Here is a 15,741-nt window from a genome sequence, read left to right as displayed (position 1 = left end):
AGATTGTGTGCGACACGCATTAATAACAGCGGGTTCTAAAGGACTTGGCCGGAAAGTCACCGAGTCTTTACTGAATATGGGGTATTCTGTGACAGTGAATTATCGAAGTGATGATGAAGCTGTCCGGCAGATGAGAGAAGAATTACAGCAGTACGAAGATAAGCTTCAATTTGTCCAAGGTGATGTGACAAAAAAAGAAGATCTAAAAAACATGGTAGAGCTGGCAATAGAGCGATTTGGGCGGATTGATGCCTTGATTAACAATGCTGGTCCTTATATTTTTGAACGAAAAAAACTGGCGGATTACTCTGAAGATGAATGGTATCAAATGATAGAAGGCAACTTATCAGCAGTATTCCATTTGTTCCGCATGGTCATCCCAATGATGAGAAAACAAAGCTTTGGCCGCATTATCACTTATGGCTTCCAAGGTGCAGACCATGCGCCAGGCTGGATGCACAGATCAGCCTTTGGAGCGGCAAAAGTGGGCCTTGCGTCATTGACGAAAACCATTGCGATTGAAGAAGCCGAAAACGGCATCACCGCCAATATGGTTTGTCCAGGCAAAATCGTTGGAGACATGAAAGAATCGACAATAGAGGAAGCCCGCCAAATCAAAGACGAAGAAACGCCAATAGGCAGGTCTGGTACTGGAGAGGATATAGGACGTATCATCTCATTTCTATGTGATGACCGTTCAGACCTCATTACAGGCACCGTTATTGAAGCAACAGGTGGTCTTAACGTCATTCACAGGCATTAAGTTTTTCAGCTTTTTATAGAGGGAATAAATGATATGAGATCAAAATTGAAAGGTGGATATACTACATGAAAGCTACATATCATGGACATTCAGTCGTACACATTGAAACAAACGGATACCATATTTGGATTGATCCATTTTTAAATGGAAATAAGCACACGGATATCAATCCGCAAGATGTGAAAGCAGATGTCATTTTACTGACACATGGACATGGAGATCACATCGGTGACACCATTGAAATCGCTAAAAACAATGATGCACTTGTTGTCGCGCCTTTCGAGCTTGCCACATATTTAAGCTGGCAAGGGGTGAAAACGCACCCGCTTTCTATTGGAGGCAGCCGTGAGTTTGAATTTGGTAAAGTGAAGCTCACGCAAGCGTTCCATGGTTCTGCTGTCATTGATGAAGAGGCACAGACAATTACGTATACAGGGATGCCATCAGGTATTTTATTTACCGCAGAGGGCAAAACAATTTATCATGCTGGAGACACTGCACTCTTTTCAGATATGAAACTGATTGGTGAGCTGAATCATATTGAGCTCGCATTCCTTCCAATTGGTGATAACTTCACGATGGGGCCGGAGGATGCAAGAATTGCAGCAGAATGGCTGCGGGCAAAACAGGTCGTTCCGATTCACTACAGCACATTCCCGCCAATTGAACAGGATCCGCATGCATTTGCAGACAGCCTGCATGGGGGCGTCGGTCATGTGTTAAATAGCGGGGAATCAATCGAGATTTAATCCCCATACGAAAAAAGCTGGCACACAAATGCCGGCTTTTTTGTTTACCTTCATCTGCTGAAAGAAAAGACAAATTGCTATTAAAAGCCTCCTGCCCTTATAATGAAACATAGATGAAAACGCTGAAAACAAAAAGGGTGAACGGGATTGGCGACAAAGCATGAGCAAATTTTATCGTATATTGATTCATTAGATGTCGGGGAGAAAATCTCTGTCCGGCGCATAGCGAAAGAAATGAAAGTGAGTGAAGGCACCGCTTACCGGGCCATCAAAGATGCTGAAAATAAAGGATTCGTCAGTACCATTGAACGAGTCGGCACCATTCGAATTGAACAGAAGAAAAAAGAAAATATTGAAAAACTGACATATGCAGAAGTGGTTAATGTCATTGATGGACAGGTGCTTGGAGGACGAGCAGGCTTACATAAAACGTTAAATAAATTTGTCATCGGAGCGATGGAGCTGGATGCGATGATGCGCTATACGGCAGCTGGCAACCTTCTCATCGTCGGAAACCGGATCAATGCCCATAAGCAGGCATTAGAGGCAGGGGCGGCTGTGCTGGTCACCGGCGGATTCTCAACAGATGATGAAATCATTCAGCTCGCAGATGAGCTAGAGCTGCCAATTTTATCAACAAGCTACGATACATTTACCGTAGCGGCTCTCATTAACAGAGCCATTTATGACCAATTAATTAAAAAAGAGATTGTGCTTGTAGAAGATATTTTAACGCCGATTGAACGCACTGTGTATTTATCACCAGAGGATAAGCTTGAAAAATGGTATGAAAAGAATTATGAAACTGGCCACGGCCGTTTCCCGGTCGCAGATGATCAAATGAAGATTCACGGCATCCTCACCTCAAAGGATATTGCGGGGCATGACCGCTCCACACCGATTGAAAAGGTGATGACGAAAAATCCGCTGACGGTCATTGGCAAAACATCTGTCGCCTCAGCTGCCCAAATGATGGTGTGGGAAGGCATTGAGGTGCTGCCAGTTGTGGATGATCATGCGAAGCTGATCGGGATGATCAGCCGTCAGGATGTGCTCAAGGCGCTCCAAATGATTCAAAAGCAGCCGCAGGTCGGAGAAAAGCTGGATGATGTTGTCTCAAGAGGGTTTAAAGAAACTGATACAGAAAAACCAAAAGCAGATGCGGTTTATCAATATGAGGTCACCCCGCAAATGACGAACCAGCTTGGAAACATTTCATATGGGGTGTTCACACAAATTTTAATCGAATCAGCCAACCGCTTCTTAAAATCTCATAAAAAGGGCGAGCTGATCGTTGAGAGTCTTTCTGTCTACTTCTTAAAACCAGTCCAAATGGAATCCACAATCCAGATCAAGCCGAATATTTTAGAAGTAGGGCGCAAGTTTGGAAAGCTGGAAGTCGAGGTTTATCACCAATCGAATATCGTAGGTAAAGCGATGCTGATGGTGCAGCTGATGGAGAGGGGATAATGATAAAAAGGGCGAACCCATGTCGCCCCTTTCCTTATTACGCGTGATCTTTTTCGCCTTCTTTTAAAAAGAGCGGAAGGTAATGCTTGTAGGCTTTATACCCAGCCCACGTACTGCCGATACCGACAGCAACAAAAATAAATCCGATGACAAATGCGAGTGACGAGCGGTTTAAAAATAATTGATTCACACCGAAAAGCAGGACAAAGCAGCCAAGGGCCATACTGGATTTCGCCGACCAGAATTTTTTCTCAACTGGCCGGTTCGTACGGACATTTTTCGCTTTGTAGTATAAATAAAACATGGCAGAACAAATAATAAACACAATCAAAACAAGCATGTGCCAAGCCTCCATTGTAAGTGGTTACAACCCTATTTTAAACGTAAATAGGCTTGCTTACTAGAATAAATTGTCTATTCCTCACTTTTCCGTCACGATAGATTATGATTTAATAATAAAAAGAGTATCGCATGAGAAGGAGTTTTTATGAAAAAAGAACTGATTAGAACCATATCATTATATGACACCATCATCATTCATAGACATGTAAGACCAGATCCTGATGCGTATGGATCGCAGTGCGGCCTTACGGAAATCTTGCGTGCCACCTATCCAGAAAAAAATATTTATGCGACAGGAACCCCTGAGCCATCCCTTTCATTTTTATATGAACTCGATGAGGTACCAGACGACGTGTATAAAGGGGCCCTTGTCATTGTCTGTGATACGGCCAATCAAGCAAGAATTGATGATCAGCGCTATTTAATGGGCGATAAGCTGATGAAAATCGACCATCACCCGAATGAAGATCCTTATGGTGATTTGCTTTGGGTAGATACAGAGGCAAGCTCTGTGAGCGAGATGATTTATGAATTGTACTTAGAGGGAAAAGAAGAAGGATATCAGCTGAATACAAAGGCGGCTGAATTGATCTATGCCGGCATTGTAGGAGACACAGGCCGCTTCCTTTTCCCAAACACAACGAAAAAGACACTCAAATATGCAGGAGAACTCATCGAATATCCGTTTTCATCTTCAGATCTTTTCAATCAATTGTATGAGACAGATTTGAATGTCGTGAAATTAAATGGTTATATTTTTCAACATATTTCTTTGTCAGAGAACGGGGTTGCATCTGTGTTCATTAAGCGTGAAATTTTGGAATCGTTCCAAACAACAGCGCAGCAGGCCTCACAGCTTGTTGGGACACTAGGAAATATTGCAGGCATTAAGGCATGGGTCTTTTTTGTGGAAGAAAACGATCAGATTCGTGTCAGATTCCGCTCTAAAGGTGTCGTCATTAACACCATTGCGAAAAAATATCATGGAGGCGGCCACCCGCTTGCAGCCGGTGCGTCCATTTATGATTGGGCCGTAGCAGATGAGATTTTGCGTGATTTAGAAGAAGTATGTAAATCATCATCATAAGAGAGGAGGGATATGAAGTCCCTTCTCTCTTTTTTGTCATGGAGAAAAGGGTTACTTGCATACAGGGATAAACCAGCAGCCGATGTCTGTTGAATCTTCATAGGCTTGGAGATTTTGATGCTTTAATTCTTTTTTAATTAAATGAGCCATCATTTCTGTCTCAGCATAAGCACACATGCCGTCTTTGATCCGGCTTGCTTTGTCTCGTGCCATTTGACGATAGCTGTAAACCTCCATTGTCCTCACCTCTTTCTATTTAAGATCTCGTTCTACTTTTAGTGTATAAAAATGAAGCGTGAAAAGCGATCATTGAGGGCAGAAATTCATAAAAATTCCACAACCTGTTTATTCAGCAAATGAAATACGTACTTCAAGTGAAAGCTTCGTATAAATTGTCAGCTCTGTCACTTTCGCTCGGTATGCCTTTTCCCGAATCGTATATTCTTTATTTTCCACTGTCCGTTTTAGTAATTCCTTTGTTTTATAGACACTTTCAATATCCTTTGTAATGACTTCTGAGATATCCTCCTTGACCTGATCTTCAAACTTTAGCGTATCTGGCTCTGGGATTTTATATTGCTCACGATTCACGAGATGAACATCTACGCTTTGGATCAGCAGCCGCTTCTTATTATCCTCATTTAACTTATGCAAATCTTCCCGATAGAGTGTGATTTGTTCCTTCAAACTGTCCATATGATGCTGCTGGCTTCTCAGCAGTGTAACTTGCTTTTCCTGAAAGGTTCCGTATGTAAAGAGAAAAATGAGCCAGCTTACAATCGCACCAAACATCATTCCTGCAAAAAAACGCTGCCAGCCTGGGCGTTTATACAGCTCCGGCACCCTCATGATGACACATGCTCCTGTGTAAGCCACGTAATAATGAGATACCCCGTTTGTGCGCCGCCCATGGCAGAGATAATTAATAAAATCTGCTTGAAAATATCACGCGTGTTTCCTTCGAAAATGCCTCGTTCAAAGCTATAAACAGCATCAAATGTTCCGCCGATAGCGGCGACAAGCGCCCAAATCTTTAAACGGTTGGCAAGACTAGTAATAATGGATAAAGGCGGCTGACCAGATAAATACGCACCAACACCGCCTATGATAGCACCACCCAAAATGACCCCAAGGGCGATAAAATAACAGCTGATAAAATTCGGAATAAAAGCTTCCTTCACATCCATTTTGTCCACCTCACTCTATTCAATATATGGTGTGTGCTGGACAAGTATGAACGGACAGAAAAGAAAGAACATTTGTTTCTCATCGCATCGCGTTTTATAATGAAAGAATGACTTTAGACGAAAGGAGTGGATTTAGCATGTCTTATGTTCATCTTCAGGTCCACAGTGGATACAGCTTGTTAAGCAGTGCAGCTAAAGTAAAGGAGCTTGTACTGAAAGCAAAAGAACTTGGCTGCAAGGCGCTCGCTCTTACCGATGACCATGTGATGTATGGAACGGTTGAATTTTATAAGGAATGTAAAAAACATGGCATCAAGCCGGTTATCGGTTTAACAGCTTCTGTCTTCATAGATGAACAAGAGACAGAGGCTTATCCCTTGGTACTCCTTGCAAAAAACAACGAAGGCTATCAAAACCTGATCAAAATCAGCAGTGTGCTGAAATCAAAATCAAAAGCCGGACTGAAAGAAAAATGGCTAAAAAGCTATCATCGCGGGCTCATTGCGATCACACCAGGTGCATCTGGGTATATTGAAACGCTTTTGCAGCATGATCAGATAGAAGAAGCGCGTGAAGCCGCAAAACAATTAAAGCATATATTCGGCGAGGGCCACGTGTACATCGCACTTCAGCCATTTCAGCAGGACGAATCGCTCACCAGCAAACTGCGGGACGTCTCACAAAGTGTGGACATACCTCTTGTTGCGACGGGGGATGTTCACTACATCAATCGAGAGGATAAAATGGCTTATACGTGTTTAAAGGCTATTAAAGCAGGGGATCAGCTTTCAGAGATAGAGGAAGACCGAGGAGAAAAGCATTTCAGATCCTTTGAAGAAATGTTGGAATGGTATAGAGATGATCGAGAGCTGCTGACAAGAACGGTGGAGATTGCAGACCGCTGCGAGGTCGATTTAAATCTTGGACAGACAAAACTTCCATCCTATCCAACTCCTGATCAATCAACAGCAGATCAGTTTTTACGCAGAGTGTGCGCAGAAGGGATGAAGCAAAGAAAGATTGCTTCACATGACACGTATGTCAAAAGACTTGAATATGAACTGAGCATAATCCAAAAAATGAATTTCAGTGATTATTTTCTCATTGTGTGGGATTTTATGAAGTATGCGCATGACAGAGGGATTGTCACAGGCCCTGGACGGGGATCAGCAGCGGGTTCACTTGTTGCATATGTTCTGTTTATTACGGATGTCGATCCGATCCGTCATGGTCTTTTATTTGAGCGCTTTTTAAATCCAGAGCGAATCAGCATGCCAGATATTGATATTGATTTCCCAGACACGAGAAGAGACGAAATCATTTCTTATGTAAAAGACAAATACGGAGACATGCATGTGGCGCAAATTGTCACGTTTGGAACACTGGCAGCAAAGGCTGCTTTAAGGGATGTTGGACGTGTGATGGGAATTGATTCAAAGGCAGCGGATCGTCTTGCCAAGCTGATCCCATCAAAGCCAGGAACGACGCTGAAAGAAGCGGTGACTGCATCTCCTGAATTAAAAACGATGCTTCAGCAATCTGAAGAGCTTCGAAAGGTCTTCCAAACTGCTTTAAAGGTAGAAGGCTTACCGAGACACACCTCGACACATGCAGCTGGCGTTGTGCTGAGCGAAGAGCCGCTGACAGAGGTCGTTCCGATTCAAGACGGCCATGAAGGTGTGTATTTAACGCAGTATGCCATGAATTATTTAGAAGATCTCGGACTTTTAAAGATGGACTTCTTAGGGCTCAGAAACTTAACATTAATTGAATCCATTAAAAACCAGATTGAAAGACAGGAAAACGTCCACATTAACTTTAGTGACATATCATATGAGGATCAGAAAACGTTTGAATTGTTATCTGCGGGCGATACAACTGGAATATTCCAGCTTGAATCACAGGGAATGCGTCAGGTGCTGAGACGCCTGAAGCCGTCTAGTTTAGAAGATATCGTAGCGGTCAATGCCCTCTATCGTCCAGGTCCAATGGAAAATATCCCGCTTTTTATCGACCGAAAGCATGGCAGAGTCAAGGTCTCCTACCCTCATCCTGATTTGTATGACATATTAAAGGATACATATGGGGTCATCGTCTATCAGGAGCAAATCATGCTGATTGCAGCGAAGATGGCTGGTTTTCAGCTGGGCGAGGCTGATCTATTAAGAAGAGCTGTTTCGAAGAAGGATAAAAAGGTCCTTGATGAAGAGCGAAGCCATTTTGTTGAAGGATGCCTAAAAAAGGAGTATCCTGTTAACATTGCAAATGACGTTTATGACTTAATCGTCAAATTTGCAAACTATGGTTTTAATAGAAGCCATGCTGTTGCATATAGCATGATTGGCTTTCAGCTTGCTTATTTAAAAGCGCATTATCCGTTATATTTTATGTGCGGTCTTTTAACGAGTGTAATTGGAAATGAAGACAAAATTGCTCAATATTTCTATGAGGCGAAGGAAAAAGGGATATCTGTGTTGAAGCCTTCTATTAATAAGAGTGAGTTTCCATTTACGGTTGAAAAAGGGGAGATCCGCTACAGCTTAAGAGCGATTAAAAATGTCGGAGTGTCAGCTGTAAAGGATATATACAGAGCAAGACAGGAAAAGCCGTTTGAAGATTTATTTGATTTTTGCGCAAGAGTATCACCAAAGAGTGTCAACCGAAAAACGATTGAAGCGCTCATTTTTTCAGGAGCGATGGATGAGTTTTATCCCAATCGTGCTTCGTTATTAGCATCGATAGATATTGCGTTAGACCACGTGTCATTTTTAAATCCAGAGGATCAGCTGGACTTTCTTGGGGATACAACCTTCTCCATTAAGCCAAAATATGCGGAGATAGAAGAAATGCCGCTTGTTGATCTCCTGCAATTTGAAAAAGAGGCACTCGGGTTATATTTATCAAATCACCCAGTACAAGCATACCGAGACCGCTTAAGAGAGAATGGTGCAGTGGAAATCATCAGACTTTCTTCCTATATTAAGCGGAAGATTTCAATGGGTGGTCTTTTGACAAAAGTGAAATCGATTCGGACAAAAAATGGACAATCGATGGCATTTGTTACATTTGGGGATGAAACGGGAGAAATGGAAGGCGTCGTCTTTCCAGAGCAATTTAGGAAGCTGTCCCCCTTACTTGAGGAGGGCACCATGCTTTATGTGGAAGGCAGAGTAGAGATCAGAAATGACAGCAGTCAAATCATCGTGCAAGAAGCTGCTTTGCTGGAAGAGATGGACGCAAAAAGAAAAGAGTCTGTCTACATTCGGGTGAAAGAAGAGAATCATACGCAGGAGCTGCTAGAGCAAGTAAAACGAGTCCTCTCGATGCACAGCGGAGAAGCAGATGTCTATTTGTATTATGAGAAGCAAAAAAAGACGATGAGACTTCCAGATGCATACAAAGTTCATGCAGATCATGCTGTGATTTTCCAGTTAAAAGAGCTGCTCGGTGAACAAAACGTTGTGATTAAATGATGACAAATCGCCTGAATATGTTTTACAAATTCACCTATTGTGTTATCATTTTAAAGATTCTGTGTATTTAAAACTGCCAGTATGTGCTTATTAATTTAGCAAATCATTAAATCATTTTCCACTTGAAGGAGTGTTCATCACATGTCATTAAGAGAAGAAGCATTACATATGCACAAAGAGAATCAAGGCAAACTCGAATCAAAATCAAAAGTACAAGTGAAAAATGCGAAAGACTTGAGCTTGGCTTATTCACCTGGTGTTGCAGAACCATGTAAAGATATTTATGACGACACAAGCAAAGTGTATGATTATACAATGAAAGGCAATATGGTCGCTGTTGTCACAGACGGAAGCGCTGTTTTAGGGCTTGGAAATATTGGTGCAGAAGCATCTCTTCCAGTAATGGAAGGGAAAGCCGTATTATTCAAAAGCTTTGCAGGCGTAGATGCCTTCCCAATCGCGCTTGCAACGAACGATGTAGACAAAATCGTTGAAACGGTGAAGCTTCTTGAGCCGACTTTTGGCGGTGTGAACCTTGAAGATATTGCAGCTCCTAACTGCTTTATCATCGAAGAGCGCTTGAAAAAAGAGACAAACATTCCAGTTTTCCACGATGATCAGCACGGAACAGCCATTGTGACAGTAGCAGGACTTGTGAATGCACTGAAGCTATCTGGAAAATCTATGTCTTCAATCAAAGTAGTGGCAAACGGCGCCGGGGCAGCAGGAATTGCGATTATCAAACTTCTTTATCATTTCGGTGTACGTGATATCATTATGTGTGATACGAAAGGTGCCATTTACGAAGGCCGCCCGAATGGTATGAATGCAGTGAAAAACGAAGTAGCTAAATTCACGAACCAAGACCGCAAAGAAGGTTCATTAGAAGAAGTCATTGAAGGCGCAGACGTCTTTATCGGGGTTTCTGTAGCAGGCGCTTTAACAAAAGAAATGGTTGGAAAAATGGCAAAAGATCCTGTCATCTTTGCTATGGCTAATCCAAATCCAGAGATTATGCCAGAAGATGCACATGCAGCAGGTGCAAGTGTTGTAGGAACTGGCCGTTCTGACTTCCCGAACCAAGTGAACAACGTACTGGCATTCCCAGGAATTTTCCGCGGAGCATTAGATGTACGTGCAACTCACATTAACGAAGAAATGAAAATCGCAGCTGTTGAAGCGATAGCGTCTCTTGTTTCAGATGAGGAATTGTCAGCTGAATATGTCATCCCTGCACCATTTGATGCACGCGTGGCACCAGCGGTAGCAAAAGCTGTGGCAAAAGCAGCAATGGAAACTGGCGTTGCAAGAATCAAAGTCGACCCAGAAGCGGTCGCTGAAAAAACAAGAAAATTAACGATTATCGGCGAATAATCAACTGGAAAAGTGTGCACGTTTTTTCTGAAATTGGAGGAAAAACGTGCAACATTTCCTCTCTTACGCGAAAAATTTTTCATCCGGAATGAGATTTTTTTGTAGACGTTCACAATTCAAACATATCAACTGCTCAGCGCCCCAAACACCTACTCATTTCTCATCAATTCCCCACTGAAAAAATTGAATGAAGGATGACAGCGTTTGACAAAAAAAGTACAATAGTTTCGGTACAGTTATGACATGTCCTATAATAGTGGATGTGCGTGTAAAGAAAAAACCCTTCAAAAAGGGAGGTAGTCATTTGTCAATCAAGAATATTTTCAGTAAAAAGAAAAAATATGCATCTGTACCCTCTGAACAGGCAAGCCAAGATGTGCCTGAAGGCATCATGACCAAATGTCCGCAATGTAAAAAAATAATGCTCACCAAAGAACTAGATAAAAATTTACGTGTTTGCATGAATTGCGGCAGACATTTGCAAATGAATGCAAAACAGCGTATCGAAAGCCTTGTAGATGAAGGCACATTTGAAGAATTTAACGGGCACCTCATTTCAGCAAACCCGCTCGGTTTCCCAGGCTACGAAGAAAAGCTTGAGAAAGACAGAGAAAAAACATCTTTGAATGAAGCCATTGTCACAGGTAAAGGTGAGATTGAAGGCCAAAGTGCTGTCATTGCTGTCATGGATGCCACGTTCCGTATGGGCAGCATGGGATCGGTTGTTGGTGAAAAGATCACACTGGCGATCGAGAAAGCAAAAGCGGACAAGGTTCCGTTTATTATCTTTACTGCATCTGGTGGAGCGAGAATGCAAGAGGGAATTCTCAGTCTGATGCAGATGGCAAAAACAAGTTCAGCATTAAAACTGTTCAGCGAAGATCAAGGGTTGATTATCTCTGTGATGACGAACCCAACAACTGGCGGTGTATCAGCTAGTTTTGCGTCTCTCGGTGATTACAACTTTGCAGAACCTGGTGCTTTAATTGGTTTTGCAGGCCGCAGAATCATTGAACAAACGATTCGTGAAGACCTGCCAGAGGACTTCCAAACGGCTGAATTTTTAATGAAGCATGGACAGCTTGATGCTGTCATCCATCGTGCAGAAATGAAAGAAACACTAGGCCGAATCTTAGCGCTACACAGCACAGGAGGTGAACGAGAGTGGCTGGAGAACTAGAATTTGAAAAACCTGTCATTGAACTTCGAGCGAAAATTGATGAACTGAAAAAGTTCACACAAAACTCAGAAATGGATTTAAGTGCAGAAATTGAGCGCCTTGAAACACGTCTGAGCAAGCTTGAAGCAGACATTTATACAAATTTAAAGCCGTGGGACAGAGTGCAGATTGCTCGGCATGCGATGCGCCCAACAACTCTCGATTACATTCAAGAGCTGTTTGACAACTTTTTCGAATGTCACGGTGACCGTTTTTATGGTGATGATGAAGCGATCGTTGGAGGAATTGCCACGTTTAAAGGGCTTCCTATCACTGTTATTGGTCATCAGCGCGGTAAAGATACAAAAGAAAACTTGCGCCGTAATTTCGGAATGCCTCATCCAGAAGGCTACCGTAAAGCGCTGCGTTTGATGAAACAAGCAGATAAATTTAATCGCCCGATCATTTGCTTTATTGATACAAAAGGAGCTTATCCTGGTAAAGCAGCTGAAGAGCGCGGACAAAGTGAAGCAATTGCGAAAAACCTATTCGAAATGGCAGGACTTCGTGTACCGGTTGTCTGTATTGTCATTGGAGAAGGCGGAAGCGGCGGCGCACTAGGCCTAGGCGTAGGAAACCACCTATTCATGCTAGAAAACTCAACGTATTCAGTGATTTCACCTGAAGGTGCAGCAGCACTGCTCTGGAAGGACTCATCACTTGCGAAAAAAGCTGCAGAATCAATGAAAATTACCGCTCCAGACCTAAAAGAATTAGATATTATAGATGATGTTATTAAAGAAGTGCAAGGTGGAGCACATCGAGACGTGAAACAACAAGCAGCCTACATGGAAAATGTATTAAAACAATCACTTACATCTTTGCTCAAACTAACACCTGAAGAACTAGTCGAACAAAGATATGAAAAATACAAAGCAATCGGGAAAGTATCGATTGAAAATCAATATATTGGGGTAAACTAAATAAACGTACAGCCTTTTTGGCTGGCGTTTATTTTTTTCATCTTTTTTCATGAAAACCGACCTCATGTAAGCGCTATTTGAAAATAATTTTCTTTTGTTTTCATAAAATTTGAAACGTCTGAAAACCCTGATATGACAAGGTTTATAGCACTTGCCTTTACAGATTTCAGAGAGATTTGCTTTCATGACGTTCTTAACTTTTGTTTAAAAACGGTTTATTTAATTGTATAATAAGTACGGTTTTAGAAATTCGTATTGAAAACATCCAAATTTGCTCATGATTGTTTTCAAGCAGTGGAAATGGTATGTTTAATTCATATATGGTCTCTGAGGTGAAAAAGATGAAGCGTATAGGAGTTTTAACAAGCGGTGGGGATTCCCCAGGAATGAATGCAGCTGTGCGCGCAGTTGTAAGGAAAGCAATTTACCATAATGTTGAAGTTTACGGTATTTATAATGGATACTCAGGTCTAATTAACGGTAAAATTGAGAAACTCGAAATAGGTTCAGTAGGCGATATCATTCATCGTGGAGGAACAAAACTTTACACGGCAAGATGTCCTGAATTCAAGACAGTTGAAGGTCGTGAAAAGGGAATTGAAAACTTAAAAAAATTCGGTATTGAAGGACTTGTAGTCATTGGTGGAGACGGGTCATTTATGGGAGCGAAGAAATTAACAGAGCTCGGTTTTCCATGTGTAGGTGTCCCTGGCACGATTGACAACGATATTCCAGGTACTGATTTCACTATTGGCTTTGATACAGCACTGAATACTGTCATTGATGCCATTGATAAAATTCGTGATACAGCCACATCTCATGAACGTACATACGTAGTCGAAGTAATGGGAAGACATGCTGGTGATATTGCCCTTTGGTCAGGTCTTGCGGGCGGAGCCGAATCTATTTTGATTCCTGAAGCAGACTATGACATGGACGAAATTATTGCTAGGTTAAGAAGAGGTCACGAGCGCGGCAAGAAGCATAGTATTATTATCGTTGCAGAAGGCGTAGGCAGCGGTGTTGAATTTGGTAAGCGGATTGAAGAGGAGACAAGCCTTGAAACACGTGTATCTGTCTTAGGACATATTCAGCGCGGAGGTTCTCCGAGTGCATTTGACCGTGTACTGGCAAGCCGTTTAGGAGCATACGCAGTCGAGCTTCTCCTTGAAGGACAAGGCGGACGCTGTGTAGGCATTCAAAGCAATGAACTTGTCCATCATGATATTTTAGAAATCTTAGATAAAAAACATACAGTCGATAAAAATATGTACCGACTTTCACAAGAGCTCTCTATATAAAACGAGAAGACCTTAGGAGGAACAGTAATGAGAAAGACAAAAATCGTTTGTACAATCGGTCCAGCAAGTGAAAGCATTGAAAAGCTGACTGAATTGATTGAAGCAGGAATGAATGTAGCCAGACTAAACTTCTCCCACGGAGATTTTGAAGAGCATGGTGCACGCATTGAAAACATACGTAAAGCAGGTAAAACATTAGGCAAGGACATTGCGATCCTTCTAGATACAAAAGGTCCAGAGATCCGTACACGTACAGTTGAAAACGGCTCAATTGAGCTAGTCGCTGGTGCTGATCTTATCGTGAGTATGGAAGACATTGTTGGAAATACGGAAAAAATTAGTGTGACATACGAAGATTTAATTCATGATGTAGAAGTGGGCTCAACGATTCTATTAGATGATGGTCTGATTGGTTTAGAAGTAAAAGAAATTAATATGGACCGCAAAGAAATCGTCACTAAAGTCATGAATACAGGCACACTCAAAAACAAAAAAGGTGTCAACATACCTGGCGTCAGTGTGAACCTGCCAGGTATTACAGAAAAGGATGCCAATGATATTCTGTTTGGAATTGAACAAGGCGTCGATTTCATCGCAGCTTCTTTTGTGAGACGAGCTTCTGATGTTCTTGAAATTCGTGAGCTTCTTGAAAAGAACAATGCGACTGATATTCAAATCATTCCTAAGATTGAAAACCAAGAGGGTGTTGATAACATCGACGAAATCCTTGAGGTATCTGACGGTTTAATGGTTGCGCGTGGAGATCTTGGTGTAGAGATCCCGGCAGAAGAAGTACCGCTTGTTCAAAAAATGCTGATCAAAAAATGCAATCGTTTAGGCAAGCCTGTCATCACAGCGACTCAAATGCTGGACAGCATGCAGCGTAACCCTCGTCCAACCCGCGCGGAAGCAAGTGACGTGGCCAATGCTATTTTTGACGGTACAGATGCAATTATGCTTTCTGGTGAAACAGCAGCAGGAACATATCCAGTAGAAGCTGTACAAACGATGCATAACATTGCATCACGTTCAGAAGAAGCACTAAACTATAAAGCAATTCTTTCCCGTAGAAGCGAAGAAGTAGAAGTCAGCATTACAGATGCGATCGGTCAATCTGTTGCACATACAGCAATGAAGCTTGATGTGGCAGCAATTGTGACGCCTACGGAAAGTGGACATACAGCAAGAATGATTTCAAAATATAGACCAAAAGCACCAATCGTAGCAGTTACAGCAAACGAATCAGTGGCAAGAAAGCTTTCACTCGTATTCGGTGTATTTGCAAAGAGCGGATCAAAAACGACGTCTACTGATGAAATGCTTGAGAATGCAGTAGAAAAGTCAATTGAAACAGGCTATGTAAGACACGGCGATTTAATCGTCATTACAGCAGGTGTGCCAGTTGGTGAAACAGGTACGACGAACTTAATGAAAGTATATGTTGTCGGTGACATCATTGCGAAAGGTCAAGGTATTGGCCGTAAATCTGCATTTGGACCGGTTGTTATTGCACAAAGCGGAAAAGAAGCAGAAGAAAAAATGTACGATGGTGCGATCCTAGTCGCAAACTGCACAGATCGTGATATGATGGGAGCTTTAGAAAAAGCATCTGCCCTTATCACAGAAGAAGGCGGTTTAACAAGCCATGCAGCTGTTGTTGGATTAAGCCTTGGCATTCCAGTAATTGTTGGTCTTGACGGCGCAACAACACTATTAAAAGAAGGCGAAGAGATTACAGTAGATCCAGCACGCGGAGCGATCTACAAAGGCCGTGCAAGCGTCCTTTAAATCATCCAAGAGAGGAGTTGTCTGACTCCTCTCTTTTTTTATGTTACACTAAAAAAAGTAAACAG

At 42.1% G+C, this 15,741-nt stretch carries 14 protein-coding genes; 10 read left to right on the top strand and 4 right to left on the bottom strand.

Annotation, left to right across the window (positions count from 1 at the left end; genetic code table 11):
• Positions 1 to 7 precede the first annotated feature (7 nt).
• From OIT90_RS09300 to OIT90_RS09290, 3 genes are all read left to right on the top strand, one after another.
• Positions 8 to 763: an SDR family oxidoreductase gene (locus OIT90_RS09300; RefSeq protein ID WP_039180586.1), complete on the top strand. Its 756-nt coding sequence runs from the start codon at positions 8 to 10 to the stop codon at positions 761 to 763.
• Between the two features lie 65 nt (positions 764 to 828).
• Positions 829 to 1,512: a metal-dependent hydrolase gene (locus OIT90_RS09295; RefSeq protein WP_039180583.1), complete on the top strand. Its 684-nt coding sequence runs from the start codon at positions 829 to 831 to the stop codon at positions 1,510 to 1,512.
• Between the two features lie 147 nt (positions 1,513 to 1,659).
• Positions 1,660 to 2,982, top strand: a complete 1,323-nt coding sequence (locus OIT90_RS09290; protein ID WP_039180580.1) for a CBS domain-containing protein — start codon at positions 1,660 to 1,662, stop codon at positions 2,980 to 2,982.
• Positions 2,983 to 3,019: 37 nt separating this feature from the next.
• On the opposite strand, the gene OIT90_RS09285 is transcribed toward OIT90_RS09290, so the two are convergent.
• Complete coding sequence (locus tag OIT90_RS09285; protein WP_003216665.1) at positions 3,020 to 3,322, bottom strand: YtpI family protein; 303 nt, start codon at positions 3,320 to 3,322, stop codon at positions 3,020 to 3,022.
• A 147-nt stretch (positions 3,323 to 3,469) separates the two neighbouring features.
• On the opposite strand from OIT90_RS09285, the gene OIT90_RS09280 reads away from it, so the two are divergent.
• Positions 3,470 to 4,411 carry a DHH family phosphoesterase gene (locus OIT90_RS09280; protein ID WP_024424800.1) on the top strand — a complete coding sequence of 314 codons (942 nt, stop codon included), beginning with the start codon at positions 3,470 to 3,472 and terminating at the stop codon, positions 4,409 to 4,411.
• 51 nt (positions 4,412 to 4,462) lie between these two features.
• On the opposite strand, the gene OIT90_RS09275 is transcribed toward OIT90_RS09280, so the two are convergent.
• The 3 genes from OIT90_RS09275 to ytrH form a co-directional block, all read right to left on the bottom strand.
• Positions 4,463 to 4,648 (bottom strand): YtzJ family protein, encoded by a 186-nt coding sequence (locus OIT90_RS09275; protein ID WP_003216400.1) that lies wholly within the window; start codon positions 4,646 to 4,648, stop codon positions 4,463 to 4,465.
• Between the two features lie 108 nt (positions 4,649 to 4,756).
• Positions 4,757 to 5,260 (bottom strand): sporulation membrane protein YtrI, encoded by a 504-nt coding sequence (ytrI, locus tag OIT90_RS09270; protein WP_003216226.1) that lies wholly within the window; start codon positions 5,258 to 5,260, stop codon positions 4,757 to 4,759.
• The gene (ytrH, locus tag OIT90_RS09265) at positions 5,257 to 5,598 is read right to left on the bottom strand and encodes a sporulation membrane protein YtrH (RefSeq protein ID WP_024424798.1); all 342 of its coding nucleotides are present in this window, start codon (positions 5,596 to 5,598) and stop codon (positions 5,257 to 5,259) included. The genes ytrI and ytrH overlap by 4 nt, the downstream gene beginning before the upstream one ends.
• Before the next feature lie 137 nt (positions 5,599 to 5,735).
• Here ytrH and dnaE point away from each other — a divergent pair, with 137 nt between their 5' ends.
• The 6 genes from dnaE (at position 5,736) to pyk (ending at position 15,676) form a co-directional block, all read left to right on the top strand.
• Positions 5,736 to 9,071: a DNA polymerase III subunit alpha gene (gene dnaE, locus OIT90_RS09260; protein WP_474892467.1), complete on the top strand. Its 3,336-nt coding sequence runs from the start codon at positions 5,736 to 5,738 to the stop codon at positions 9,069 to 9,071.
• A gap of 141 nt (positions 9,072 to 9,212) precedes the next feature.
• Positions 9,213 to 10,445, top strand: a complete 1,233-nt coding sequence (gene ystJ, locus OIT90_RS09255; protein WP_025092260.1) for an NADP-dependent malic enzyme — start codon at positions 9,213 to 9,215, stop codon at positions 10,443 to 10,445.
• Positions 10,446 to 10,749: 304 nt separating this feature from the next.
• Complete coding sequence (accD, locus tag OIT90_RS09250) at positions 10,750 to 11,625, top strand: acetyl-CoA carboxylase, carboxyltransferase subunit beta (protein ID WP_034279640.1); 876 nt, start codon at positions 10,750 to 10,752, stop codon at positions 11,623 to 11,625.
• A complete protein-coding gene (accA, locus tag OIT90_RS09245; RefSeq protein WP_107163241.1) occupies positions 11,610 to 12,587 on the top strand; it encodes an acetyl-CoA carboxylase carboxyl transferase subunit alpha in 978 nt (325 codons plus the stop codon). The genes accD and accA overlap by 16 nt, the downstream gene beginning before the upstream one ends.
• Before the next feature lie 341 nt (positions 12,588 to 12,928).
• Positions 12,929 to 13,888 carry a 6-phosphofructokinase gene (pfkA, locus tag OIT90_RS09240; RefSeq protein ID WP_024424794.1) on the top strand — a complete coding sequence of 320 codons (960 nt, stop codon included), beginning with the start codon at positions 12,929 to 12,931 and terminating at the stop codon, positions 13,886 to 13,888.
• A 27-nt stretch (positions 13,889 to 13,915) separates the two neighbouring features.
• On the top strand, positions 13,916 to 15,676 hold the full coding sequence (pyk, locus tag OIT90_RS09235; RefSeq protein ID WP_047202657.1) for a pyruvate kinase: 1,761 nt from the start codon (positions 13,916 to 13,918) through the stop codon (positions 15,674 to 15,676).
• Positions 15,677 to 15,741 lie beyond the last annotated feature (65 nt).

It is taken from the genome of Bacillus sp. ABR, assembly GCF_056172715.1.
The sequence above is the reverse complement of the archived record's forward strand: the minus strand, read 5'-3'. Positions and strand labels throughout refer to the sequence as shown.